The organism is Leisingera caerulea DSM 24564 (genome assembly GCF_000473325.1).
In the GTDB taxonomy this organism is placed as follows: Bacteria; Pseudomonadota; Alphaproteobacteria; order Rhodobacterales; family Rhodobacteraceae; genus Leisingera; species Leisingera caerulea.
Map to the genome: position 1 here is coordinate 1 of NZ_AXBI01000011.1, position 25,465 is coordinate 25,465.

Annotated in this window: 25 protein-coding genes; 22 read left to right on the forward strand and 3 right to left on the reverse strand. The window is 67.4% G+C overall.

Features of this window, described 5'->3' with window-relative positions; genetic code table 11:
- From CAER_RS0101415 to CAER_RS0101485, 15 genes are all read left to right on the forward strand, one after another.
- Window positions 1-888: hypothetical protein (locus CAER_RS0101415; protein WP_209320178.1), on the forward strand; the 888-nt coding region annotated here is incomplete at its 5' end.
- 96 nt (window positions 889-984) lie between these two features.
- Window positions 985-1,716 (forward strand): ZIP family metal transporter, encoded by a 732-nt coding sequence (locus CAER_RS30440; protein WP_036796730.1) that lies wholly within the window; start codon window positions 985-987, stop codon window positions 1,714-1,716.
- 116 nt (window positions 1,717-1,832) lie between these two features.
- On the forward strand, window positions 1,833-1,994 hold the full coding sequence (locus CAER_RS29490; protein WP_154667618.1) for a hypothetical protein: 162 nt from the start codon (window positions 1,833-1,835) through the stop codon (window positions 1,992-1,994).
- A gap of 246 nt (window positions 1,995-2,240) precedes the next feature.
- The gene (gene repA / locus CAER_RS0101430) at window positions 2,241-3,452 is read left to right on the forward strand and encodes a plasmid partitioning protein RepA (protein ID WP_027233730.1); all 1,212 of its coding nucleotides are present in this window, start codon (window positions 2,241-2,243) and stop codon (window positions 3,450-3,452) included.
- The gene (gene repB, locus CAER_RS0101435; protein WP_027233731.1) at window positions 3,449-4,468 is read left to right on the forward strand and encodes a plasmid partitioning protein RepB; all 1,020 of its coding nucleotides are present in this window, start codon (window positions 3,449-3,451) and stop codon (window positions 4,466-4,468) included. Before repA ends, repB begins: the two co-directional genes overlap by 4 nt.
- Window positions 4,469-4,640: 172 nt before the next feature.
- On the forward strand, window positions 4,641-5,897 hold the full coding sequence (gene repC, locus CAER_RS0101440) for a plasmid replication protein RepC (protein ID WP_027233732.1): 1,257 nt from the start codon (window positions 4,641-4,643) through the stop codon (window positions 5,895-5,897).
- Between the two features lie 111 nt (window positions 5,898-6,008).
- The gene (locus tag CAER_RS0101445; RefSeq protein ID WP_027233733.1) at window positions 6,009-6,929 is read left to right on the forward strand and encodes a DnaJ C-terminal domain-containing protein; all 921 of its coding nucleotides are present in this window, start codon (window positions 6,009-6,011) and stop codon (window positions 6,927-6,929) included.
- A 4-nt stretch (window positions 6,930-6,933) separates the two neighbouring features.
- Entirely contained in the window at window positions 6,934-7,233 is a 300-nt protein-coding gene (locus tag CAER_RS0101450; RefSeq protein ID WP_027233734.1) for a chaperone modulator CbpM, read from the forward strand.
- Window positions 7,234-7,236: 3 nt separating this feature from the next.
- Window positions 7,237-7,959, forward strand: coding sequence for a DUF5765 domain-containing protein (locus CAER_RS0101455; protein ID WP_027233735.1), 723 nt, complete (start codon window positions 7,237-7,239; stop codon window positions 7,957-7,959).
- Between the two features lie 69 nt (window positions 7,960-8,028).
- A complete protein-coding gene (locus tag CAER_RS0101460) occupies window positions 8,029-9,009 on the forward strand; it encodes a zinc-dependent alcohol dehydrogenase family protein (RefSeq protein ID WP_027233736.1) in 981 nt (326 codons plus the stop codon).
- Window positions 9,010-9,030: 21 nt separating this feature from the next.
- Window positions 9,031-11,466, forward strand: a complete 2,436-nt coding sequence (locus tag CAER_RS27185; protein ID WP_036796732.1) for a Lon protease family protein — start codon at window positions 9,031-9,033, stop codon at window positions 11,464-11,466.
- Window positions 11,456-12,196: a hypothetical protein gene (locus tag CAER_RS0101470; protein WP_027233737.1), complete on the forward strand. Its 741-nt coding sequence runs from the start codon at window positions 11,456-11,458 to the stop codon at window positions 12,194-12,196. Before CAER_RS27185 ends, CAER_RS0101470 begins: the two co-directional genes overlap by 11 nt.
- A gap of 106 nt (window positions 12,197-12,302) precedes the next feature.
- On the forward strand, window positions 12,303-12,812 hold the full coding sequence (locus CAER_RS0101475; RefSeq protein ID WP_027233738.1) for a hydrolase: 510 nt from the start codon (window positions 12,303-12,305) through the stop codon (window positions 12,810-12,812).
- 24 nt (window positions 12,813-12,836) lie between these two features.
- Window positions 12,837-13,208, forward strand: coding sequence for a hypothetical protein (locus CAER_RS0101480; protein WP_027233739.1), 372 nt, complete (start codon window positions 12,837-12,839; stop codon window positions 13,206-13,208).
- A gap of 39 nt (window positions 13,209-13,247) precedes the next feature.
- Window positions 13,248-14,195: a 1-phosphofructokinase family hexose kinase gene (locus CAER_RS0101485; RefSeq protein WP_027233740.1), complete on the forward strand. Its 948-nt coding sequence runs from the start codon at window positions 13,248-13,250 to the stop codon at window positions 14,193-14,195.
- On the opposite strand, the gene ppsA is transcribed toward CAER_RS0101485, so the two are convergent.
- Complete coding sequence (gene ppsA, locus CAER_RS0101490; protein ID WP_027233741.1) at window positions 14,192-16,573, reverse strand: phosphoenolpyruvate synthase; 2,382 nt, start codon at window positions 16,571-16,573, stop codon at window positions 14,192-14,194. The two genes, CAER_RS0101485 and ppsA, sit on opposite strands and share 4 nt — an antisense overlap.
- A 139-nt stretch (window positions 16,574-16,712) precedes the next feature.
- Here ppsA and CAER_RS27190 point away from each other — a divergent pair, with 139 nt between their 5' ends.
- From CAER_RS27190 to CAER_RS0101505, 3 genes are read left to right on the forward strand one after another with little or no spacing between them, the layout of a single operon-like run.
- Window positions 16,713-17,078 carry a GerW family sporulation protein gene (locus CAER_RS27190; RefSeq protein ID WP_036796735.1) on the forward strand — a complete coding sequence of 122 codons (366 nt, stop codon included), beginning with the start codon at window positions 16,713-16,715 and terminating at the stop codon, window positions 17,076-17,078.
- Between the two features lie 2 nt (window positions 17,079-17,080).
- Window positions 17,081-17,620, forward strand: a complete 540-nt coding sequence (locus CAER_RS0101500; protein WP_036796736.1) for a DUF2953 domain-containing protein — start codon at window positions 17,081-17,083, stop codon at window positions 17,618-17,620.
- Window positions 17,617-17,886, forward strand: coding sequence for a hypothetical protein (locus tag CAER_RS0101505; protein WP_027233743.1), 270 nt, complete (start codon window positions 17,617-17,619; stop codon window positions 17,884-17,886). Before CAER_RS0101500 ends, CAER_RS0101505 begins: the two co-directional genes overlap by 4 nt.
- A gap of 42 nt (window positions 17,887-17,928) precedes the next feature.
- Here the strand turns inward: CAER_RS0101505 and CAER_RS0101510 are convergent, their stop codons facing one another.
- Together CAER_RS0101510 and CAER_RS0101515 are read right to left on the reverse strand one after the other, a co-directional pair.
- Window positions 17,929-18,318, reverse strand: coding sequence for a c-type cytochrome (locus tag CAER_RS0101510; RefSeq protein ID WP_036796738.1), 390 nt, complete (start codon window positions 18,316-18,318; stop codon window positions 17,929-17,931).
- Between the two features lie 143 nt (window positions 18,319-18,461).
- Window positions 18,462-20,078 (reverse strand): Na/Pi cotransporter family protein, encoded by a 1,617-nt coding sequence (locus CAER_RS0101515; protein WP_036796740.1) that lies wholly within the window; start codon window positions 20,076-20,078, stop codon window positions 18,462-18,464.
- Window positions 20,079-20,193: 115 nt separating this feature from the next.
- Between CAER_RS0101515 and acsA the strand changes: the two genes are divergently transcribed.
- From acsA to CAER_RS0101535, 4 genes are read left to right on the forward strand one after another with little or no spacing between them, the layout of a single operon-like run.
- Window positions 20,194-21,927, forward strand: coding sequence for an acetate--CoA ligase (gene acsA, locus CAER_RS27195; protein ID WP_084299335.1), 1,734 nt, complete (start codon window positions 20,194-20,196; stop codon window positions 21,925-21,927).
- Window positions 21,924-23,921 (forward strand): pyruvate dehydrogenase (acetyl-transferring) E1 component subunit alpha, encoded by a 1,998-nt coding sequence (gene pdhA / locus CAER_RS29105; RefSeq protein ID WP_027233746.1) that lies wholly within the window; start codon window positions 21,924-21,926, stop codon window positions 23,919-23,921. Before acsA ends, pdhA begins: the two co-directional genes overlap by 4 nt.
- A gap of 1 nt (window position 23,922) precedes the next feature.
- On the forward strand, window positions 23,923-25,074 hold the full coding sequence (locus CAER_RS0101530; protein ID WP_027233747.1) for a 2-oxo acid dehydrogenase subunit E2: 1,152 nt from the start codon (window positions 23,923-23,925) through the stop codon (window positions 25,072-25,074).
- Window positions 25,071-25,322, forward strand: a complete 252-nt coding sequence (locus CAER_RS0101535) for an acyl carrier protein (RefSeq protein ID WP_027233748.1) — start codon at window positions 25,071-25,073, stop codon at window positions 25,320-25,322. Before CAER_RS0101530 ends, CAER_RS0101535 begins: the two co-directional genes overlap by 4 nt.
- The last annotated feature ends 143 nt before the right edge of the window (window positions 25,323-25,465 follow it).

Here is a 25,465-nt window from a genome sequence, read left to right on the forward strand (position 1 = left end):
TGTTCTTATAATGTTCTCACTCCCGGATTGACAAGGCCACGCCCCCGCAATGAACGGAATTCCGCCGGGAACCCAAGCGGGGGGTATTTGCGTTTCCTAAGTATGGGCCTCGCCATTCTGGGAATATGCACGCTGCTGGTCGTCATTACGGACTTCCTGCTGACGACTGTCGCAATCACCGACCGCAAGCTGCCGTCCAGATGGATTTCGCGGGGCAGCTGGCAGGCCCTGCGCAGACTTCTCCCGCACACGTCGGGCGGACGCACCGTTATCGGCCCGCTTGTCATGTCGTCCATTGGCGCTTTCTGGATTGTCAGCACCGCCCTGTCCTGGCTGCTCATATTTCAGGCGTCCCAATATGCGGTGGTGTACTCAGACACCGGACAGCCAGCCGGTTGGCTTATGGACCTCGGATACGTCGGCGAAGCACTGTCCACCCTTGGCGGCGGCAACAGCCAGCCCGGATCCGCGGGCTGGGAACTGACAACTGTCCTTGTCGGCGTCAACGGCATGATCGTGCTCACCCTCTCGGTGAGCTTTGTCCTGAACACCACCCAGACCGTTGCCGCCGGGCGCGCGTTCCTGGCCCATTCCGCGGCCAGCCGGGACCTGGCCGGCGAACCCGCCAGCGACCTCAAGCCGCTCGCGGATCTTGTCGCCTCGCTGAACAGCGTTCCGCACGCCCTGTATTACTCCTCCCCGGACCCCGCCCTGCGTCTGCCGGAAGGCCTGGAGCAATTCGCCGTCAACTGGCTCGAGCACAGAGGAGACCTGCGCGGCCTGCGCACCATCCTGAACGGACTGCCGAATTTTGAGGTGCCTGACGAAGCGGACGACCGGGAATTCCTGACCCGCCTCCGGGACTGGTCAGCGGGGTTCACCTTCTGACCGCTCATTTCTGACCGCCCTCACAGTGTGTGGGGGACAACGCCCAGGCCCCCTGCCCCGCGGGAACTTTTGCCCGGCGGTCTGCATTACCCTCCTATGATTGCAGCCAGTTTTGCCTTTGCCGCCCTGTTTGCCGCCATTCACCTGTCCATCGGGTGGATGACCTTTCTCGACCGGACCCCCCGAAGCAGGTGGCTGTCGGCTGCCGGCGGGGTGGCTGTCGCCTATGTGTTCCTCCACATCCTGCCGGAGCTCGCCGCCCACCAAAGCATCTTCTCCGAAGAGCTGGAGCTGTCCCCCGCCAAAGCCGAGGAGGCCGTCTACCTCTCGGCGCTCGGCGGTCTGGTCCTGTTCTACGGTCTGGAAAAACTGGTCAAAAGCGCCCGCCGCAAAGACACCGCCGGCGGCCGGGGGCCAACACCCGGCAGCGGTGATTTCTGGCTCCATACCGGCTCCTTCGCGCTCTACAACCTGATCACCGGCTATCTGCTCACCAACCGTGAAACCGAAGGGGCCTGGTCCCTGCTGGCCTACGGGGTGGCCATGTCGCTGCATTTCGTCACCACCGACTTCGGGCTGCGCCAGGACCACAGCCACAAATACGACCGCACCGCCAGATGGATCATCGCCGGCGCGGTGCTGGGCGGCTGGGCGCTCGGGGTGAGCGTGCATCTGCCGGAGCTCTGGCTCGGCTTCCTGTTTGCCTTCCTGTCCGGCGGCATCATCCTCAACGTCCTCAAGGAGGAGCTGCCGGAGGAGCGCGACAGCCGCTTCTGGCCGTTTGCCGGCGCCGCACTGGTCTGCGCCGCCGCCCTTCTGGCCGCATAGCCGGGGACGGCCGCGGGGAACCATTCCCGCCGCCCCGCGTTGAGTCCGTGCCGCCCGCGCAGCTGCCAAACCGTCCCGCGGCAGCCCGGCGGCCGGCCATTCACAAGGAGGATCCCATGACCAAGCAGCAGCCGAAACACGATGTCATCGAAGGTCTGAAAGGGTCGGAACAGCACCACCCGCTGAAGAACCAGCCCGGCGAAAAAGGCGACCCGGACCACACCGATCCGAAGTCCGGAAAGTCCGAAGCCAAGGACAAGGACAAAGACGAAGACTGACCCCGCCGCCCCGCGCGGCCCGGTATCTCTGACCCTGGGCGCCGCCGCGAACCCGCTTCGCGGCCCGGCGCCCGGCCCCCACCGCCGCTCCTCGATCCTGCCAACTATAGAAAACGCTTGCACGAATCCCGCTCTTTGGCCAATAGTCACGGAAAAGAGGCGGTAAACGCCAATTTCCGTGAACACGCCAGGCGGCAAAGACACGGGTAAAAGGCAGAGCGGCGCAGATGGCAGGCACAAGGGCAGATGGATCATACATACACACCTGAGGATCTCAATGCGGTGATCCGCCAGCATTCCGAATGGATTGCCGCCCAGCTGCATGCGCAGCGCGAGAGCCTGTTCCCCCCGAATGCCTCCAAGACGATGCGCAAATTCACCTCCGGCGAGGCCGCGGCCCTGCTCGGCGTTAATGATTCCTACCTGCGCAAGCTGCATCTGGACGGCAAGGGCCCCTCGCCCGAACTGACCGCCGGCAACCGCCGCCAGTACTCCGCCGAGGACATCCAGGAACTGCGCGAACTCTTGGAAAAAACCGCCCGCAAGCCCGGCGACTACCTGCCCGGTCGGCGGGTCAGTCCGGAGGGCGGCGAGGGCTATGCCGACCATATGCAGATCATCGGCGTGATGAATTTCAAGGGCGGCTCCGGCAAAACCACCACCTCCGCCCACCTGGCGCAGCGGCTGGCGCTCAAGGGCTACCGGGTGCTGGCCATCGACCTCGACCCGCAGGCGTCCCTCACTGCCCTGCACGGCGTCCAGCCGGAGTTCGACCTCAAGGACGGCGGCACGCTTTACGATGCCATCCGCTATGACGACCCGGCGCCGATCGCCTCGGTGATCCGCAAGACCTATATCCCGAATCTCGACCTCATCCCCGGCAACCTCGAACTGATGGAGTTCGAGCACGACACCCCCCGCGCCCTGGCCCAAGGCAGCGCCGGATTGTTCTTTTTCCGGGTAAAAGAGGCTCTGACACAGGTCGATTCCGACTATGACGTGGTGGTGATCGACTGCCCGCCGCAGCTCGGCTTCCTCACCATGTCCGCACTCTCCGCCGCCACCGGCGTGCTGGTCACCATCCACCCGGAAATGCTCGACGTGATGTCGATGTCGCAATTCCTGCGCATGACCGCCGACCTGATGGACGTGATCGCGCAAAGCGGCGCCGACATGAGCCACGACTGGATGCGCTACCTGCTGACGCGCTACGAGCCGTCGGACGCACCGCAGAACCGCATCGTCGCCTTCCTGCGCACCATGTACGGCGACAAGGTGCTGAACGCGCCGATGCTGAAATCCACTGCAATCTCCGATGCGGGCCTGACGAAACAGACCCTGTACGAGGTCGAACGCAGCGCCTTCACCCGCTCCACCTATGACCGCGCGGTCGAAAGCCTGAACGCGGTCAACGATGAAATCAGCCAGCTCATTCAGGAAACCTGGGGGCGCTCATGACCAGCAGCAAGAAATCCCGCCTCTCGATGCTCGACAGCCTGGCTGCGGCCGGTGCTCCGGCGGCCGCCCCTGCCCCGGCGGCTTCGATGATGTCCAGCAACCGCGCCCTGCGCTCGGCCCGCGACGCGGTGGATTCGCACCGGGTCTGGGACCTGGAGCCGCATCAGATCGAGGACACCCGCGTCCACGACCGGCTTGACCCCAGCGATATCCACGACCTGCGCGACGCGATTGAGGCAAACGGCCAGACCGTGCCGATCCTGGTGCGCCGCCACCCGTCCGAGGCCGACCGTTACCTGCTGGTCTACGGCCGCCGCCGGCTGGAGGCGATCCGCGCCTCCGACAAGGTCACCAAGGTCCGCGCCCTGGTCGCCAGCCTGGACGATGACGCCGCCGTGCGCGCCCAGATTTCGGAAAACATGGCACGCCGCGACCTCTCTTTCATCGAAAAGGCGCTGTTCGCGCAGGAGCTGGTGGAAAACGGCTTCGGCAACCAGTCGCAGGTCGCCGAGGTGCTGACCGTCACCAAATCCTCCGTCTCCATGGCCATCGCCATTGCCGAGGCGATCGGCCCCGACCTGATCCGCGCCATCGGCCCGGCCCAGGGCATCGGCCGCCCCCGCTGGGACGCGCTGGCCAAGGCGATTGCAGACACCGGCGCAGACCGTGACGCGCTGATCAGCATTGCCGAAAAGGAATACACCAGTTTTGCCGTCGACGCGGTGACCGAAGGCTCGGAGGCTGCAACCGCCGACCCCTCGGTGCTGGCGTTTGAGGCGGTGTTCAGGGCCGCGGTCCCCGCCGCTGCCCCGCAGGACGCCAAGCCCGCGAAAAAGGCCCGGACGCTGACGCAGCCGCTCACCGTCGATGGCCGCCGCAGCGCCACCCTGCGCCGCACCGCCAAGGGTGTCAGCCTGGAACTCCCCGGCGGCAGCTTTGCCGACTGGCTGGAGGCCGAGGCCCAGAATGTGATTGAAGAGCTTCACGCGCGCTGGCAGTCGCGCGGCGAAGAGTAATATATAACAATAACTTAGGAGGCACAGAGCAGGCAAAAAAGAAGGCCCCGCAAAGACGACGCTCCACGAGACCAACTTGTTTCTAGCACCCTCAAGTTAGTGGCCGGAGCCGACAACCGCAAGTCCAATGTGATTCGCGGGCCGCTGTTTTTTTGTCTTTCGTGATGATGACATGGGATATATGCCCCTCACGCCTTTCGGGCGAACGGTGGATGCTGTCCTGCTGAAACACCAGCAGGCCGCCGCTGACGGATCTTCTATGCTCAGCACCGTCAGCAAATGGGACGCGCTGCGCGAGCTGGCCGCCGCCCGCAAGACCTATGGTCTCAACGACCGCGACCTCTCGGTACTGCAGGCGCTGCTCAGCTTCCTGCCCGGTAAGGACATTGAACCGCAGCCCGGCGTCACCGTGGTGCATCCCTCCAACCGTGCAATCTGCGAGCGGCTCAACGGAATGCCCAATTCCACCATGCGCCGCCACATGGCCAAGCTGGTCTCAGCGGGCCTCCTGGTCCGCCGCGACAGCCCCAACGGCAAACGCTATGTGCGCCGCTATCAGGGGGACCGGGTCGCCTACGGCTTCGACCTCTCCCCCCTCGCCGTCCGCTTTGCCGAGTTCTCGGACGCAGCAGCGGCTCAGCGCGCTGAGGATGCCCGTATCAAGCAGCTGCGCGAAACCGTCAGCCTGATGCGCCGCGACCTGCTGAACCTCGCCCTCTGCGGCGCTGCGGACTATCCTGAGGCCGCTGTCTGGGACCAGTTCCACGACCTCGCCCATCTGACCGCCCGCGACCTCCGCCGCAAGCTTGGCGCGGAAGATCTGGAAGCCCTCCAGGCCCGCCTCGCCGCCGCCCTGGCTGAGATGAAGCGCCTGTTAGAGCCTTTGTTTGCAGAAGAACCGGGCACCAGTGACGCCCGAAATGAGCACCACTATCAGAATTCAAAGAAAGACTCATTTGAATCTGAACAGACCGTTACGGCAGCGCACGCACGGGCTACGGAATCGAAGGACGAAACCGGGTATGCTGAGAAACGCTCATCAGACAGGCCCGTGCACCGTGAAACCCCGCCCCAGCCGCCAAAGGCCCCTGCCCCCAGCGGACCAAGCCTCCCGCTCCGCCTGATCCTCGCCGCCTGCGGTGAGATCCAAGGCTATGCCGGTGGCACCATCCGCCACTGGGGAGACCTCCTGCGCGCCGCCGATACCGTGCGCCCGATGATGGGTATCTCCACGGCTGTCTGGGAAGAAACCAAATCCGCCATGGGCGCTGCAGAAGCCGCAACCGTGGTCGCCGCCATGCTGGAACGGTTTTCGGATATCCGCTCCCCCAGCGGCTATCTCCGGCACCTCAGCGCCAAGGCGGTATCGGGACGCTTCACCAGCGCGCCCATGGTCATGGCCCTCACCCGCCGCGGGGCGGCAGCATAGTTCACAGCTGTGAACTCCCCGCAGCAGTCCCGGCTGCTATGATCCGGATCAACCCGCCGCCGCCTGCGGCATGGCACACTGCGGACGCAATGGCGCGGGGAGAGCTGTGGTATGGAATACAGGGACTACTACAAAATTCTCGGCATCGCACCGGATGCCGAACCCGGCGAAATCAAGCGCGCCTTCCGCAAACTGGCGCGCAAGTACCACCCGGACATCAATGAAGGTGCCGAAGCAGAGGCGATGTTCAAGGACGTGAACGAAGCCTACGAAGTGCTCAAAGACCCCGAGCGCCGCGCCGCCTATGACCAGCTGGGCAAACCCGGGTCCGGATCCCAGGACAGCTTCCGCCCGCCGCCGGGATGGGAGGGCGGATTTGAGTTCACCGGCGGCGGCCCGGAGCGGGCGGAAGCCTTCAGCGACTTCTTCGAGTCCCTCTTCCGGCGCCGGGGGCAGCCATTTGACCGGCCCGGTGCAGACCAGCACGCCCGCCTGCAGCTGGACATCGAGGACGCCTACCGCGGGGCAACCCGGGTTCTGAAGCTTCGGGTGCCGCAGGCGGCGCCGGATGGCTCGGTGCAGCTGCAGGATCGCAGCATCACGGTGCATGTCCCGAAAGGTATCCTCGAAGGCCAGCACATCCGGCTGCCGGGTCAGGGCCTGGCGCCGCTGGGCGGAGGGGTGCCGGGGGATCTGTTTCTGGAGGTCAGCTTTGCCCCGCATCCGGTGTACCGGGCGGATGGCAAGGATCTGTATCTGGAACTGCCCGTGGCCCCCTGGGAGGCTGCGTTGGGCGGCAAGGTGATGATACCCACGCCCGATGGCAAGGTCGCGCTGACCGTGCCTGCAAATGCCCGCAGCGGCCAGAAGCTGCGGCTGAAGGGCAAGGGGCTGCCGGGCACACCGCCCGGGGACATCTATGCCACCCTGAGGATCGTGAACCCCAAGGTGACAACGGAAGAGGCGCGCAGGGTCTTTGAGCAGATGGCCCGGGAGGTGCCGTTCAACCCGCGTGCCGGTATCGGAGGATAGACGCATGAAACCCGCAACCGCAAAAACTGCAGTTGTTGTCAGCCTGTCGCTGGATGAGCTGTGCCGGTTTTGCCAGGCCGACAGAAATTGGGTCATCGAACTGGTCGAACACGGGGTGCTGGAGCCCGAAGGGGCCTCAGTCCAAAGCTGGCAGTTCCACAGTGTGAGCATTGCCCGCGCCAAGAAGGCGCGGCGGCTGAACCGGGATCTGGGCGTCAACGCCGCAGGGGTGGCGCTGGTGCTGGATCTGCTGGCGGAACGGGAAGAGATGCTGCGGCGGCTGGCCGTGCTTGATGACCGCTAGCGGATGTGCTGGAGCCTGGAAGCCTCGGCCGTGATGGCGGCTGCCGGGACCGCCGCGGCGGTGGTCTGCTGGCGGCAGGGCCAGCCCTTGGCGGTCTGGGGCGCGCTGGGGTACTTCACGGTGATGGAGGTGCTGCAGATTGCGGGGTACCTGAGCGTCGATGAGTGCAGTTCAGCTGCGAACAAGGGTTCCACGCTTCTGTCCTATCTGCATATCGCCTTCCAACCCATTGTAATCAATGCCTTTGTTCTGGAATTGGTGCCCAGTGCCGTCCGGCGGCGCTGCCGGGTCTGGGTGCTGGCCCTGAGCTGCGCTGCGGCGGGGGTTATGCTGCTGCAGCTTGTGCCGCTGCCCGCCTTGGGGAGCTGCGCGCCGGGGGCGCCGTTGTGCGCTGAGGTGCTGTGCACCGTGTCCGGAAGTTGGCATATCGCCTGGAATGTGCCCTATAACGGGCTGCTGGTGCCGGTGGACCGGGCGTTGGGGGTGCAATCCGGCTTTCCGGCTTACATGGCGGCGGTGTTCCTGATGCCGCTGGCCTATGGGGCGTGGCGGTTTGTGCTGGTGCATGTGCTTACCGGGCCGGTGCTGGCCTGGATGCTGACCAGCAACCCCAATGAGATGCCCGCCGTCTGGTGCCTGTTTTCCATCGTGATCCTGTGCATCGGGCTGAGCCCCTGGGTGCGCGGTGCCGTTTCAACCAGCAGTTGGTGGGGCGTGCGGGTTTGACGGCGGGTTGATCCTGATCACTGCGCCGGGAACTGGCTTGCGGTATTCTGAAATGCGGGGAGACGCAGAATGCGTGCAATGGTTTTCCATAAGGCAAAGGAGCCGCTGCGGCTGGAGGAGATTGCCGAGCCGGAACCCGGACCCGGGGAGGTTCTGATCCGGGTCGAAGCCTGCGGCGTGTGCCGCACCGATCTGCATATCTTTGACGGTGATTTATCCGGCCCCAAGGTGCCCCTGATCCTGGGGCATGAGATTGTCGGTCGTATCGCGGCCCTGGGCCCGCAGGCTGAGGGGCTGGAGATCGGCCAGCGGGTGGGAGTGCCCTGGCTGGGGGCCACCTGCTGCCACTGCCGCTATTGCCGGGAGGGGCAGGAGAACCTGTGCGATGCGCCGGAGTTCACCGGCTATACCCGCAACGGCGGTTTTGCCGAGGCCTGCGTGGCGGATGCGCGCTTTGTGTTTCCGCTGGGCGGCGGCGATCCGGTTGCGCTGGCGCCGCTGCTGTGCGCCGGGCTGATCGGCTATCGCAGCTACCGCATGGCGGGGGCGGGCCTTAATATCGGGCTGTACGGGTTTGGCGCTGCGGCGCATATCCTGACGCAGCTGGCGGTCTGGCAGGGCCGCAAGGTGTTTGCGCTAACGAAGCCGGGCGACAGCGAAGCGCAGGCGTTTGCCCGCAGCCTGGGCGCGGCCTGGGCGGGCGGGTCTGATGATCTGCCGCCGGAACCGCTGGATGCGGCGATCCTGTTTGCGCCCGTGGGCAGCCTGGTGCCCGCCGCCCTGAAGGCCGTGCGCAAGGGGGGCAGGGTGGTCTGCGGCGGCATCCACATGAGCGACATTCCCGCCTTTCCCTATGCCGATCTGTGGGGCGAGCGGCACATTCTGTCGGTTGCCAATCTGACCCGGCAGGACGGCGAGGACTTCCTGCCGCTGGCCGCCAAGGCGGGCGTCGTCACTGAACACCGCGCCTACGCCTTGGAAGACGCCAATCAGGCGCTGGAGGACATGCGGCAGGGGCGGCTGCAGGGGGCTGCGGTTCTGGTGCCCTGATCCCGGAAAAAGGAGAGCGCAATGGCTGGAAATCTTGGACCGGACCCTTTGACGGCGGCGGAGCTGCGGCCTGCGCTGCCCTCTGCAAAGCTGCGGTTCACGCTGACGGATGAGCTGGACGGGGCGCAGGAGTGGCTGGGGCAGGACCGGGCGGTGGATGCGATCCGGATGAGCGCCACGGTCCCGCATGAGGATTTCCATGTCTTTGTTCTGGGCCAGCCCGGCAGCGGCCGCCATGTGATTGCCCAGTCGATTCTGGCCGGGATCGCGAAGGAAAGGCCGGTCGCCTGCGACTGGGTTTACGTGAACAACTTCGAACAGCCGCATAAGCCGGTGGCAATCCAGCTGCCGCCCGGTTCGGCCAGCCGTCTGCGCAAGATGATGGAAACGCTGGTCGATGACCTGGCCAACCAGATCCCGGCGCTGTTTGAGTCCGAGGATTACCAGACCCGGCGCCGGACCATCGAGGAGGATTTCTCGGCTGAGCATGAAGGCGAGATGGCGGAAATCTTTGACGATGCCCGCGCCAGGAATGTCGCCATCCTGCGCACGCCGGTAGGGTTCAGTTTTGCCGGGCAGCGCGACGGGAATGTGCTGACGCAGGAGGACTTCGAGGCGCTGACGGATGAAGAGCGGGAGGAGCTGGAGGCCGCAATCGACAGCGTGCAGCAGCGGATCTCTGACGTGCTGAAATCGGTGCCCCGCCGGGAAAAGGAGCACCGGCGGCAGGTGGAGCAGCTGAACTATCAGCTGGCTGCGCGCGGGGTGGATGAGGCGATCCGCGAGGTGCTGGACGCCTTTGCCGGCGAGGCGGAGGTGCAGGCGTATCTGAAGGCGGTGCGCAGCGATCTGGTGGAAAACGCCGAGCTGTTCCTGATGGGCGACAGCGACGATGCTGCCGGCCCGTTTCCGGTGGCGACCAGCAAGCGGTTCGAGGAGCCGCAGTTCCAGCGCTACCGGGTCAATGTGATGGTCTCCAACGGCAGCAGCGGCCAGGGCGCGCCGGTGGTCAAGGAAGAGCTGCCGACGATGGCCAATCTGATCGGGCGCATCGAATATGCGTCCGAGATGGGGGCGCTGATAACCAATTTCACCATGATCAAGCCGGGGGCGCTGCACCGGGCCAATGGCGGCTATCTGGTGCTGGATGTGCGTCAGGTGCTGAGCGAGCCGCTGGCCTGGGACGCGCTGAAGCGGTGTTTGCGGACCGGGGAGATCGCGATCTATTCGCCGGGAGAGCGGCTGAGTCTGGTGTCGACCGTCTCGCTGGAGCCGGACCCGGTGCCCTTGCGTGTGCGGGTGGTGCTGATCGGGGAGCGGCTGCATTACTACCTGCTGTCGGCGCTGGACCCGGATTTCCTGCAGCTGTTCAAGCTGGAGGCGGATTTCGACGATCATCTGCGGCTGGAAGAGAGCGGCGCCGTTGAGGGCTATGCGCAGCTGATTGCGCGGCTGGCCCGGCGGGCCGGGACCCGGCCGCTTGATCAGCCTGCGGTTGAAAGCGTGATGCGCGAAAGCATGCGCCTGAGCGGGGATACTGAGCGGCTGACGCTGAATTTCAGCCGCTTGTCGGACCTGCTGCGGGAGGCGGAGTTCTGGGCCGGCAGCGGCGGCAGCGCCCATATCGGGCCGCAGCACATCGAACGCGCGGTGGCGGAGAAAGAGCGCCGGGCCGGACGCGTGCGGGAGCTGGGGCTGGAGACGATCCGGCAGGGCACGGTGATGATAGATACGGACGGCGCGCGCATCGGCCAGATCAACGCGCTGTCGGTCCTGCAGATCGGCGATTACAGTTTCGGCAAGCCGTCGCGGCTGACGGCGCGGACCCGGCCTGGCACCGGCAAGCTGGTGGATATCGAACGCGAGACCGAGCTGGGCGGGCCGATCCATTCCAAGGGGATGCTGATCCTGCAGGGCTATCTGGCGGCCGCCTATGCCACCCGCGCGCCGCTGTCGCTGTGGGCCAGCCTGGTGTTCGAGCAGAGCTATGGCGGGGTGGAGGGCGACAGCGCCTCGGCGGCGGAGCTGATTGCGCTGCTGTCGTCGCTGGCGGAGGTGCCGCTGGACCAGTCCTTTGCGATCACCGGGTCGGTCAACCAGTTCGGCGACATTCAGGCGATTGGCGGGGTGAACCAGAAGATCGAAGGCTTCTTTGACGTCTGTGATGCCCGCGGTTTGACCGGCCGCCAGGGGGTTCTGATCCCGGCGGCCAATGTGCGCAACCTGACCCTGCGCCAGCGCGTCGTCGATGCGGTGGAGGCGGGCCGGTTCCGGGTCATTCCGATGACCAGCGTGACCGACGGGCTGACGGTGCTGACCGGGCTGGAGGCGGGCGTGCGGGGGGCGGACGGGACCTATCCGGAGGGCAGCCTGAACCGGCGGGTGGAGGACCGGCTGCAAGGCTTTGCCGACATCCGCAAGTCCTTTGCAAAGGAGGCTGGCGGCGATGCGGAATGATGCGGAAAACGCGGGGCAGGGGGGCCGCGCCAGGGTGATCCTGGGCGCCAGCTGCTATCCGGATGCGGAGGCGGCGCTGGCGCTGGCGCTGGATCTGGCCCGCCAGCTGGGGGCGGAGCTGCACGGGGTGTTTGTGCGCGAGACGGCGGTTCTGGCCGCGGGCTATGCGCATTCGCGGGTGGTGTCCTATTCCGGGCAGCGGGAGACCGGGCTGACCGCGGGCGCGCTGGCCCGGGCGTTCCAGGCCGATGCCCGGCGGTTTGAGGGGCTGCTGGCGCGGCGGGCCAAGGCGGCGGCGCTGGTCAGCTCGTTCCGGGAGGCGGAAGGCCATCTGCAGGAGGAGCTGCGCCGCTCTGCGGCGGCGGGCGACATCCTGATTTCCGGGTTCAAGCCGATCCTGACCGCGGCGGGCTGCATCGCCGTGATCCTGGCGGAAGGGCAGGCGGTGCCGGGCTTTGCGCTGCGGCTGGCGCGCAGCGTTCGCAAGCCGCTGGTGGCGCTGGTGGCCTGCGCGCGGCAGGCGCAGCCCGGTTCCGCGGCCGCGACTGCCGGGCCGCCGGGCGATGTGGCGGAAACCCGGCTGTGCGCAGAGCCGGCGGTGCTGCTGCGGCAGCTGGAGCATATGAGCCCGGCGGCGGTGATTGTGGCGGCGCCGCTGGCAGGGCTGCCGCCGCCGGCCCGCATCCAGGAGGCGGCGCGCTGCCCGCTGGTCCTGCGCAGCGGCGGCTGAGGCGGCTGCGATGGCCAAGCGGGCAGGGGGGATTGATGCAAATCATTTCGGCGTGCCGCAGCGGGCCTAGACTGGCGGCGGCACGGGACACCGTGAGGGGAGAGCCATGGAGACCAATTGCCTGCCAAAGATGGACATGAGCGACAACACCACCGGCTGCTGCCCCAGGTTCAAGCCGCAAGGGTGGGACGGCCGCCATCTGCATTTCGAGAACAAGCCGTTTGTGCGGGCCAAGACGCGCAGCCTGCTGCATATCCCGCTGAACATGGGAACCGTCTTTGCGCGGGTGCAGAAGCATATCGAAGACGCCGGGGCGCAGGATCCTGAGGGGTATCTGGTGCTCAGCCGGGACCTGTCGCAGTCGGAAGCGGAGCATTTCTTTGCGGTGACCGGCCGGGTGCCCGGCGAAGAAATGCGGGAGATCACCGGCGATTTCCTGACCCGGGTGTTTGAAGGCCCCTACCGCCGGGCCCGGGACTGGATGCATGACATGGAGGTTGCCGCTGAAGCAGCGGGCAAAACCGCGGGGCGGATCTTTATGTTCTATACGACCTGCCCCAGATGCGCCCGGGCCTATGGAAAGAATTATGTCATCGGCGTTGCCGAAGTCATTTAACGCGTCACGCAACGGGAGGTGGCCATGCAAGACCCGGAACTGGAAATCCTGATTGAACGGCTGGAAAACCAGTCGGATCTGACCCTGGCGGATTTTGACGGCGTGCTGCATGCGCTGGCGTTTCTGCTGCCGGATGCGGTGCCGCGTGATGAACACGCCGCGCAGCGGATCGGCACCGCGGATGGGGCCATGCATGTGGCCGACGATGCTTTTCCGGATTGGGACGTGCATATCCGCGGCCGCGCCTATGGCAAGCACGGGCGCTGGCACTGCACCTTGCGGGAAAACGATGCCCGCGACAGCGATGCGGCCATTGGCCTGGGCCAGTCGCCGGTACTGGGCCAGGCGATCCTGGCGGCGGTGCTGCGGCTGGCGATGATCCTGAAAAAGGACTGAGCAGATGCGGCCCGGCCCGGCAGCGGGGAAGGAAGGCTGATGTCCCGGATCCTGACAATCACACTCAACCCGGCGGTCGATCTGGCAACCTCGATAGAGCGGGTGGTGGCGGGTCCCAAGCTGTATTGCAAGGCGCCGCGGGTGGACCCCGGCGGCGGCGGGGTGAATGCGGCGCGGGCGATCCGCAAGCTGGGCGGCGAGGTCACCGCGCTGGTGGCGGTTGGCGGCGCCATGGGCGAGCAACTGCTGCAGCTTCTGGTGGCGGAAGACGTGCTGGCGGTGGCGGTGCATGTGCCCGGCGAAACCCGCCAAAGCTTTGCCGTGACGGATGAGACCACCGGCGAACAGTTCCGTTTCAGCGTTCCGGGCGAGACGATGACGGCGGATGACGGCGCCCGGCTGCTGAGCGCGATTGCGCAGGCGGCGCCGCGCGAGGGCTATGTGGTGCTGAGCGGCGGCGTGACGCCGGGGCTGGCCGATGATTTCCCGCATCAGGTGCTGGCGGCGATTGCGCCGCGCACAGACCGTCTGGTGGTGGATACCTCCAAGGCGGCGCTGGCGCATCTGCTGGCCGCGCCCGGCAAGCCCGTGCACTTGCTGCGGCTGGACCAGCGGGAGGCGGAGCAGGCGGCGGGGCACGCGCTGCCCGCGGTCGCGGACAGCCTGGCGTTTGCCCAGTCGCTGATTGCGCGCGGGGTGGCGGAAATCGTCGTCGGCGGGCGCGGTGCCGAGGGGTCGGTTCTGGCCACACGGGAGCAGCGGTTTTTCTGCCGCGCGCCTTTGGTCGGGGTGCAAAGCAAGATCGGGGCAGGGGATGCCTTTACCGGTGCGCTGACGCTGGCGCTGTCGCGCGGCGCGGCGCTGGATCAGGCGCTGCGCTGGGGGGTGGCCGCGGCCAGCGCCACGGTTGCAACCGAAGGCACCGCGCTGTTTGAGCGCGGCGCGGTGGAGGCGCTGCTGCCGCAGTGCGAGGTTCAGGCGGTTTAGCCTGCGTCTTCGGCCTTGGCGGCGTTGCGCAGGACCTGCACAAAGCTGTCGGGCGTGACCGAGATGCTGTCGATGCCGAACTCCACCAGGCGGCGGGCATAGTCCGGGTTGTTGCTGGGCGCCTGGCCGCAGAAGCCGACCTTGGATCCCGCCTTGTGCGCCTCGCGGATCACCGTTTCGATCATCCAAAGCACTGCCGGGTCGTCCTCGCGGAACAGGTCTGCCAGCGCGCCGGAGTCGCGGTCGATGCCGAGCGTCAGCTGGGTCAGGTCGTTGGAGCCGATGGAGAAGCCGTCGAAGCGTTCGGCAAATTCCGCCGCGCGCAGGACGTTGGAGGGGATTTCGCACATCACATAGACCTCCAGCCCGTCCTGGCCGCGTTTCAGGCCGTGCTCCGCCATTACTTCCAGCACCTTGTCGGCCTCTTCGGGGGTGCGGCAGAAGGGGATCATCACCACCACGTTTTTGAACCCCATCTGACCGCGCAGCCGGGCAATCGCCTGGCATTCCAGCGCGAACCCGTCGCGGTATTCATCGGAGTAGTAGCGGGAGGCGCCGCGGAAGCCGATCATCGGGTTTTCCTCGGCAGGTTCAAAGGCTTGCCCGCCCAGGAGGTCGGCGTATTCGTTGGTTTTGAAATCGCTCATCCGGATGATCACCGGCTTGGGGTGGCAGAAGGCGGCGATCCGCGACAGGCCGCGGGCGAGGCGGTCAACGAAGTATTCGGTCTTAGGGTCATAGCCTGCGGTCAGCGCCTTGATCGCGGCGCGGGTTTCGGGGTCCTGGACCTGATCGAAGCGGGCCAGCGCCATGGGGTGGACGCGCACCGCGTTGCTGATCACGAATTCCATCCGGGCGAGGCCGACGCCGTCCACGGGCAGCCGCCACCAGCGCAGCGCGGCGCCGGGGTTGGCGAGGTTGAGCATGATTTGGGTCTTGGGGCGGGGCAGGCCGGCCAGCGATTCCTCGGTGACGGCGATCTGCGACAGGCCCTCGGTCACCACGCCCTGCTCGCCCCCGGCGCAGGAGACGGTGACGTCCTGCTGATCGTGCAGAACCTCGGTGGCGTTGCCGCAGCCGACGATGGCGGGCAGGCCCAGCTCGCGGCTGATGATGGCGGCGTGGGAGGTGCGGCCGCCGTGGTCGGTGACGATGGCGGCGGCGCGTTTCATCACCGGCACCCAGTCCGGGTCGGTGGTGCCGGTCACCAGCACCGAGCCGTCCACGAAGCGGTCTATGTCATCGGCGCTTTCGATGATCGACACCCGGCCTGCGACCGCGCCGCTGCCGACGCTGAGCCCGGTCAGCAGCACCCGTCCCGGATCCGTTACCGCATAGGAGCGCAGGGTGCCGGCCGCGGCGCGCGACTGCACGGTTTCGGGGCGGGCCTGCACGATGTAGATGCGGCCGCCGGCGCCGTCGCGGGCCCATTCCATGTCCATCGGGCAGCCATAGTGATCCTCGATCACCTTGGCCTGGCGGGCCAGCAGCAGGATATCGTCGTCGCTGAGCACGAATTGCGCCCGCTCAGCCTTGGAGGCGGGCACGTTGCGGGGGCTGCCGTCGCGGTCCTGGATCATCTTGACGGCCTTGGCGCCCAGCCGCTTTTCCAGGATCGGGGTCAGGCCTGGAGTGTCCAGAAAGGGTTTGAAGACCTGGTATTCGTCCGGGTCCACGGCGCCCTGCACCACGTTTTCGCCCAAGCCCCAGGCGGCGTTGATCAGGACCGCACCGGGAAAGCCGGATTCGGTGTCGATTGAGAACATCACCCCGGCGCCGCCGGTGTCAGCGCGCACCATCTGCTGCACCCCGACCGACAGCGCCACCTTCATATGATCGAAGCCGTGGATGCGGCGGTAGGAGATCGCCCGGTCGGTGAACAGCGAGGCATAGCATTTGCGGCAGGCCTCCAGCAGGGCCTGCTCGCCGCGCACGTTCAGGAAGGTCTCCTGCTGGCCCGCGAAACTGGCCTCCGGCAGGTCCTCGGCGGTGGCGCTGGAGCGGACGGCGACGGGCACGTCCGGCTGCCCTGCCGCGACGCTGAGGCTGCGGTACTGGGCAAGGACCGCCTGTGCGGTGCGGGCAGGCCAGTCCCCGCCTAGGATCAGGGCGCGGATCGCCTTGCCTGCCTTGGGCAGCGTGGTCCGTCCTGCTGCCAGCGCGCCAAGCTCCTGGCGGATCCAGGCTTCAAGCTTGTTGGCGGTCAGGTAATCGCGATAGGCATCGGCGGTGGTGGCAAACCCCGGCGGCACGCGGATGCCCTTGGCGCCAAGCGCCTGGATCATCTCTCCCAGAGAGGCGTTCTTGCCGCCGACGAGGCCGGTGTCGGTGCGTTTCACCTTGTCAAAGCTGATCACGGGCGGGGCGGAATGGGGCATCTGCGGTCTCCGGTCCTGGGCGGGCCTGTCCATAATGCCATGAATCCCGGCAGGCCGATTGATGCCGCTCAATCCACGCAGGCTGAGCGGCTGATAGGGTCGCCCCCGTTCAGTGTTGCGAGTGTGAAAGGTGAGCGGGATGGAAAATGTCGAACGGCTGCTGAAGGGTACGGTGGAGGAACTGGACCGCCTGCTGAATGCCAAGAACGTTCTGGGCGACCCGATCGAAAAAGGGGAGGCGACGGTCATTCCGATTGTCAGCTACGGGTTCGGCTTTGGCGCCGGCGGCGGCGCGGATACCAAGACGGGCGAAGGCGCGGGCACCGGCGCGGGCGGCGGCATCAAGCCGCTGGGGGCCATCATCATCGACCAGCGCGGCGCGCGGGTTGAATCGGTGCAAGGCGCGATGACAACGCTGGCGGCGGTGCTGGGCGATGCCGCCGGAAAGGCCATTGACACGGCGGCGCAGACGGCCGGGGCGAAAGGCGGGAAGGGGCAGGGCTGACCGTGGCGGGGCTGGGCACAGCTTTGGCCGTGCTGCTGGCGGCGCTGCTGGGCCTGATCGTTCTGGTGCTGGTCCTGCCGCTGAGGATCGAGCTGGTGCTGCGCAAGGAGGCGGGGCTGGTGTTTTCCGCTGCGCTGCGCCCGCTGGGCGGGATCGGCCCGCGGATCCGGCTGTCCGGCAGGCGGAAACCGCCCGCCGCACCCAAGAAGCCAAGCCGCAAGCGGCGGTATGAGCCGCGCAGGATTGTTCCTGCGGCGGGGCGGCTGGCAGCGGCGGTGCTGCGCCGCATCCGCATCCGCGCCCTGATCCTGGACGCGAAATTCGGGTCGGGCGACCCGGCGGAGACCGGGCAGCTGTATGGCACGCTGGCGCCGCTGGTGTACGGAACCGCGCCTGCCCGGAGGCTGCAGGTCAGCCTGGAGCCGGTGTTTGGCCGGGCCGTGCTGTCCGGCCGGGCCGAGCTGGACGTGTCCGTGGTTCCGGCGGCGCTGATCGGGCCGGCGGTCCGGTTCGGCTGGGACGCCTTCGGGCCGGTCCGGTGAGCTGGGTGGTCGACCCGCCGGTGAGGGCCGGGGCGCGGGCCTTTGCGGCGGTGTGCCGGATCGCACGGTCCGGCCATGGCAGTGCGGCGGTGGCCGCCTGCAGCGGCGGGAAGCGGCCTGTGCTGATCCTGATTTTCCACCGCGGCGCGGTGACGGGCGCGGGGATGGATGGCGAAAGCTATACCGCTGCTGAGATCAAGCAGCGGTTTCCGCAGGCCATCGCCAGAACGCAGGCCCGGCTGGAGCGGACAATGCAGGGCCAATAAGGCCGGGCGCCGCATCATCCGCGGGGTTGCGGACAGGTCCGGCTAGTCCGCCTGCACCGACTGCAGATAGGCAATGAGATTTGCCAGCGGCAGACCGGTCATCATCGGCTGGCCGCTGGGCAAGGCCAGCGCGACCTGCTGATCGGAGTCCAGAACCGGGCCGAACAGCGGCATTTCACCGCCGTGGGCGAGCACCGGCGCGCGGCCATCCACCTGCCGGGCGACGGCTTCCAGCGGAAAGGTGCCGCCGTTGCGGGCGGCCAGCCGCGTCAGGTCCGGTGTTTCGATGGCCAGCATCTCTGCCATCGGGCCGGTGCCTGTGGCGTCCCGGCCATGGCACTGCCAGCAATAGGTCCGGTAGAGATCCCGCCCGTCCTGCGGGTCCGGCTCCTGCGCGCTGGCGGCGCCAGCGGCTGCACATATCAAAATCATCGCGCGAAAGAACACCAGAATCCTCCTCCTCTGCCGTGGTCCTTGTTGCGGCGAGTATAGGAGCCGCCGCCGGGGCGCGGCTTTAACCTGCCTCAAGTTCCTGCTTTGAGGCCGTGCTGCCCCGCCTGCCAAAGGGGCGGGTCTCAGTCCGGACCGGGATCCAGCTCTGCTTTCTCAGTCTTGCGGCGGGGGCCGGGACTGCTGTTTTCCAGCAGGTTCAAGTGCAGGCGTATGCGCCACAGGTGGTAGGACACCCTGTGCAGCCAGCGGACCGCATCAAGCCGGGTCCAGGCGGTTTCGTCCGGCAAGGTGCCCTCCGCCGCCTCGGAGATCAGCCGGTCGCGTTGCGAGCTGCGCTGCGCCCGCGTGATGCGGCGGACGCGGTCGAGCGTTTTTTCGCAGTCCTCAGGGCTGGTGACGTTCTCGAAACCGGCGGTTGCCAGGGCCAGCAGGCCGGTGAGGCGCCGCAGCCGCCCGTCGTTCGGCAATTCGCTGATCCTGTCGGTTTGCGTGCAGCGGTACAGCAGCCGGTCCAGATGATCGAGGATGTGGTACATGCCCTTGATTTCGGCAAACTCCGCACTGGCATTGCCGGACAGTTCGATCTTGTCGAGGTAGGTGCTGGTTTCCGTGACGGCCGCGGAGATGTGGCCCCACTCGTAGCCGCTGCTGCCCGGGACGGGGGCGCCGGTGAGTGTTCTGAGGTGGTGGACGGCGGCGGCCGTGATCCGGTTCACGGCCACTTTGGCGGCGGCGGTTGCGGCTGCCGGATCGCGCAGGATCAGATGGCCCAGCGATTGCGTCAGCGCCGCCCCGCGGTCCGGGACCAGAAACTCGATCAGCCGGGCAAACGGGCGCGCGAAGGGCAGGATCAGGATCACGCCCAAGAGGTTGAAGATGCTGTGAAAGGCGACCAGCGCGGTCAGCGGCTGTGCGGACCCGTGCCAGTACGATACCGCGGCAGCAAACGGCCCCAGCAGAAAGAACGCCATGACGCCCGTCATCAGGTTGTAGATCACATGCGCAACGCCGGTGCGCCGGGCCATGGTGCCGCCGCCGAGCGTCGCCAGAACCGCCGTGAAGGTGGTGCCGACGTCCATGCCGATGACCAGCGCCGCGGCCTGCGGGAAATTCACCGCTCCGGCGCTGAGGGCGGCCAGGGCGGTGGCGACGCCGGCGCTGGAGGATTGGGTGACCAGGGTGATCAGCACGCCGAGAGCCACCAGTTTCAGACGGCCCGCCCAGCTGTCGGAGGGGAAATCGGCGGGGGTGACGATGCCCTGGAAGGCCTCAAGCCCGGATTTCATCTGTTCGATGCCGATGAAGATCAGGCTGAAGCCCGCCAGCGCCTGGCCCAGATAGGAGACCTTGCGTTTGCCGGAAAGGGCCAGCAGCGCGCCCAGCAGGATCACCGGCAGCATGGCCTGGCCGAGGTCGAGCTTGAAGCCCAGGATGGCGACCAGCCAGCCGGTCATGGTGGTGCCGATGTTGGCGCCGAAGATGATCCCCAGCGCCTGCGGAAAGGTCAGCAGCCCGGAGGCGACGAATCCGACGGCGGCGACGGTTGTGGCGCTGGAGGACTGGATCGCCGCGGTGGTCACAGCGCCGGTTGCCGCGCCGGTGGCGGGGGTGGAGGTGAACCGGCCCAGAATGCTGCGCAGGCGGGCCCCGGCAAGTGTCTTGAGACCGCCGGTCAGCAGCAGCATGCCGATCAGAAAGAGGCCGATGCCGCCAAGCGCCGGCAACACATTCCAGTACATCTGAAACAGAGTGCCAGAATCGCTGCGGCTCAGCAAATCCGGCGCCTGCCGCCTGATTGATGCGGGTTATAGCGGCGCGCCCGCTGCCGGGGGAACATGGGGCCGGGAGGATGCCATGCAGGATGACCGCAAGACAGGGCAGGAGGGCCTGAGCGCCGGGGGGATGTTGACCGCGGGCGGCGAGGGCAGCCGGTGGGCCGGAACCGAGAAACTGGTCAGCGGCCTGGATGGCGGGCTGAACATCGCGCATGAGGCCGCGGACCGCCACGCCGCCGCGGGCTATGGCGCGCAGACGGCGATCCGCTGGCTGGGCAAGGACGGCAGCCGGCGCGAGCTGACCTATGCGGAGCTGGCGGCGCTGTCCTCAAAGTTTGCAAACCTGCTGCGCGGCCACGGGCTGCAGCGGGGCGACGGTGTCTGCTCTCTGATCGGGCGGGTGCCGGAGCTGTATGCCTGCGCCCTTGGCACGCTGAAGGCAGGGATGGTCTATACGCCGCTGTTTGCGGCCTTCGGGCCGGAACCGGTCCGGACAAGGCTGGAAATCGGGGCGGCGCGGGTGCTGGTCACCACCGCGGCGCTGTACCTGCGCAAGATTGCGCCGCTGCGGGATCAGCTGCCCGCCCTGAAGCTGGTGCTGGTCACCGGTGAGGAGGCGCCGGAGGGCTGCGTGGCGCTGGGGCCGGCGCTGGAGCGGGCAGGGGACAAGTTCGAAACGGTGCGCACCGCGGCCGAGGATCCGGCGCTGGTGCATTTCACCTCTGGCACCACCGGCAAGCCCAAGGGCGTGGTGCATGTGCATGGGGCGGTGGTCTATCACGCCTATTCGGGGCGCATCGCGCTGGGGCTGGAGCCGGGCGCGGTCTATTGGTGCACCGCCGATCCCGGCTGGGTCACCGGCACCTCCTATGGCATCATCGCGCCGCTGGTGAACCGGGTGACGATGGTCGTGGACGAGGCCGAGTTCGACCTGGAGCGCTGGTACGGTATCATCGGGCGCGAGCAGGTCGAGATCTGGTATTCGGCCCCCACTGCGATCCGCCTGATGATGCGGGCGGGCGCGGACGCGGCGGCGGCGTTCGATTTCTCCTCGCTGACGTTCCTCGCCAGCGTCGGCGAGCCCTTGAACCCCGAGGCGGTGGAGTGGAGCCGCAAGGTGTTTCCGCACCCCTTCCACGACAACTGGTGGCAGACCGAGACCGGCGGCATCATGATTGCGAACCTGCCCGGCATGGAGGTGAAGCCCGGCTCGATGGGCAAGCCGCTGCCGGGCATCATTGCGGCCATCCTGAGAGAGGACGATGGCGGGCTGGCCGAATGCGGGGCAGGGGAGACCGGCGAGCTGGCGCTGCGCCCGGACTGGCCCTCGGTGATGCGGGGGTATCTGCATGAGGAGGAGCGGTTCAAGAAATGCTTTGCCGATGGCTGGTATCTGTCGGGCGATTTGGCCACCCGGGATGCGGACGGCTATTACTGGTTCGTCGGGCGCAAGGATGATCTGATCAAGACCTCCGGCCATCTGGTCGGCCCGTTTGAGGTGGAAAGCGCGCTGATTGAGCATCCGGGTGTGGCGGAGGCGGCGGTGATCGGCGTGCCGGATGAGACCGCGGGCGAGATCGTGAAGGCCTATGTCACGCTGAACCCCGGCTATGAGCCGTCTGAAGAGCTGGAGCGCGAGGTGCGCGGCCATGCGCGCAAACGGCTGGGGGCGGCGGTGGCCCCGCGCAGCGTGCTGTTCCGCAACACCCTGCCCAAGACCCGGTCGGGCAAGATCATGCGCAGGCTGCTGAAGGCGCGCGAGCTGGGGCTGCCGGAGGGCGACATTTCGACATTGGAGAGCGATGAGACATGAGCACCCAGGGGAAAACCCGCCTTGACCGCGGCCATGTGCGCGACCTGCTGACGGCGATGATGCGGGTCCGCATGTTCGAGGACGCCTGCGCCAAGCTGTACACGCAGGAAAAGATCCGCGGCTTTCTGCATCTTTACGACGGCGAGGAGGCGGTTGCCGCGGGCGTGATCCCGCTGCTGGCGGAGGGCGACCGGGTTGTCGCCACCTACCGCGAGCATGGGCACGCGCTGGTGCGCGGGGTTTCGATGGATGCGGTGATGGCGGAGATGTTCGGCAAGGCCGAGGGCTGCTCCGGCGGGCGCGGCGGGTCGATGCATCTGTATGATGCGGGGACCAATTTCTATGGCGGCAACGCGATTGTCGGCGGCGGGCTGCCCTTGGCGGCGGGGCTGGCGCTGGCCGACCATATGCGCGGCGATCCGCATGTCACCGCCTGTTTCTTTGGCGAGGGGGCGGTGGCCGAAGGCGAGTTTCACGAGGCGATGAACCTGGCCGCCCTGTGGGGGCTGCCGGTGCTGTTTGTCTGTGAAAACAACGGCTATGCCATGGGCACGGCGCTGGGGCGCAGCGAGTCCGAGACCGATATCAGCGCCAAGGCCGCCGCCTATGGGGTGGCGGCCGAGGTGGTGGACGGGATGGATGTGGTGGCGGTTGAGACCGCGGCGCGGCGGGCCTTGGCAGCGATCCGCGAGACCGGCAAGCCGGTGTTCCTGGAGTGCCGCACCTACCGGTTCCGGGCGCATTCGATGTTCGACGCCCAGCTCTACCGGGACAAGGCGGAAGTAGAGGACTGGCGCAAGCGCGGCCCGATTGTCCGCTTCCGCACTTGGCTGCTGGAGGCCGGGCTGATCCATGAGGAGGAAATCGCCGCGATTGAGGCGGAGATCGAAGGGGAGATCGCAGCGGCGGTGCAGTTCGCCGAAGACGCATCGTGGGAGCCGGTGGAAGATCTGACGCGCCACGTCCTGGGGCCGCAGCCCGGTCCGGTTGCGCCGGCGGCGCCCGGCGGGGAAACCGAAATGGTCAGCTACCGGGAGGCGGTGCGGGCGGCGCTGCGCGATGCGATGACGCGCGACGAACGGGTGTTCCTGATGGGCGAGGATGTGGGCGCCTATGGCGGCTGCTATGCGGTGTCGATGGGGCTGATGGAGGAATTCGGCGAGGCCCGCATCCGTGACACACCGCTGTCGGAGTCCGGCTTTACCGGCGCCGGGATCGGCGCGGCGATGGCGGGGATGCGCCCGGTGGTGGAGCTGATGACGGTGAACTTCTCGCTGCTGGCCCTGGATCAGATCCTGAACACCGCCGCCACCGTCCGGCACATGTCCGGCGGCCAGTTCGGGGTGCCGCTGGTGATCCGCATGGCCACGGGCGCGGGCAAGCAGCTGGCGGCGCAGCACTCGCACAGTCTGGAGGGGTGGTATGCCCATATCCCGGGGCTGAAGGTGCTGGCCCCGGCCACCGTCGAGGATGCGCGGGGGATGCTGTGGACGGCGCTGTGCGATCCCGATCCGGTGCTGATCTTTGAAAACGTGATGCTTTATAACCGCGAGGCGGCGCTGAGCAGCACCGCGGGGCCGGTGGATATCTCAAATGCCGCAGTCCGCCGCGAAGGCAGCGATGTCAGCCTGATCACCTATGGCGGGTCGCTGTTCAAGACGCTGGAGGCGGCGGAGGCGCTGCAGAGCGAGGGCATCTCGGCGGAGGTGATCGACCTGCGCAGCCTGCGGCCGCTGGATGATGCCACGATCCTGGCTTCGGTCGCCAAGACCCGCCGCGCGGTGATCGTGGACGAAGGCTGGCGCTCCGGCTCGCTGGCGGCGGAGATTTCGGCGCGGATCATGGAGCAGGGGTTCTGGACGCTGGACGCGCCGGCCGGGCGGGTCTGTTCGGCAGAGGTGCCGATCCCCTATCCCAAGCATCTGGAAGATGCGGCGATCCCGCAGGTGCCGGCCATCGTGGCGGCGGTGCGGGCGATGATGGGAGCGGCGTAGGATGGGTCTGTTCACGATGCCCTCGCTTGGCTCTGACATGGAGAGCGGCACGCTGGCTGAATGGCTGGTGGCGCCGGGTGATACCGTGGTGCGCGGCGATGCGGTGGCGGTGGTCGAAACCCAGAAGGGTGCCATCGAAATCGAGTGTTTCGAAGCCGGCACGGTGCAGGAGCTGAAGGCGCAGCCCGGCCAGGTGCTGCCGGTGGGGGCGCCGATGGCGGTCATTCGGGCGGCGGGCGAGGCGGCGCCGGAGCCCGCAGCCGCGCCGCAGCCCGCTGCGGCTGCCGCCCCCGCGCCTGCCCCGGTTGCTGCGCCGCCCGCCCCGGCAAAGGCGGGCGCGCTCAGGGCGTCGCCTGCGGCGCGGCTGCGGGCGGCGGATCTGGGGGTGGACCTGGGCGGCCTCACGGGCAGCGGCCCGGGCGGCGCCATCGTGCTGGCGGATGTGGACGCAAGCGGCGGGGGCGGCACCGGCAAACCGGCCTCGCGCCTGGATGAGATGCGCAAGGCGATTGCCGCGGCGATGACCCGCGCCAAGCAGACGATCCCGCATTTCTACCTGTCGCAGACCATGGACGTGCAGGATGCCGTTGATCTGCTGGCTGCGCGCAATGCCGGGGTGCCGCCGGCGGAACGCATCCTGCTGGGCGCGGTGCTGCTGCGGGCGGCGGCGCTGGCGGCGCAAAGGGAGGACTCTCTGAACGGGCATTACAGCGATGGCGCCTTTCAGCCCGCCGCGCAGGTCAACCCCGGTATTGCGGTGGCGCTGCGCGGCGGCGGGCTGGTGGCGCCGGCGCTGGAGGATGCGCCGTCGATGCCGCTGGCTGAGACCATGGCGGCGATGCGCGACCTCGTCTCGCGGGCGCGGGCGGGGCGGCTGACGAGTTCCGAGATGACCCGCGGCACCCTGACCGTGTCCAGCCTGGGCGGCGGCGGCGTCGGCGAGGTGATGGCGGGGGTGATCTTTCCGCCGCAGGTGGCGCTGATCGGGATCGGCGCGCCGCAGCTGCGCCCCTGGGTGGCCGGGGGCCGCGTTGTGCCGCGCAGGGTTGTCACCGTGACCGTGGCCGCCGATCACCGGGTTAGCGGCGGTCGGCAGGCGGCGCGGTTCCTGAGCGAGTTTGAAACACTGGTTTCCCAGCCGGAGGCGCTATGACCCAGACCGATATGCGTGCCGTTTTCCTGGAAGAGCTGACACGGGTGGCCCCCGACATCGACCCCGCAGGGGTGTCGGACGCAGATCATCTGCAGGATGATCTGGAGCTGGATTCGATGGATATCCTGAATCTGGCGGCGGCCCTGCACCAGCGGCTTGGCATCGAAATCCCGGAGGCGGATTATCCCCGGATCGCAACGGTGGGGGCCGCCGCTGCCTATCTTTCTGCCGCGGCGGCTGCGGATTAGGCAGCGCGCGCCAGGCTGAGCGGTTATCCGCCGGGCTGCGGCCCGCTGCGGCCTGCCGGGGCGGGTGTTTGATTTTAATTAAAGCGGCTCCGGCGGGCAGGTGGCACAATAGCGGCAAGGTGAAATCCGCTGCGAGGAGATGC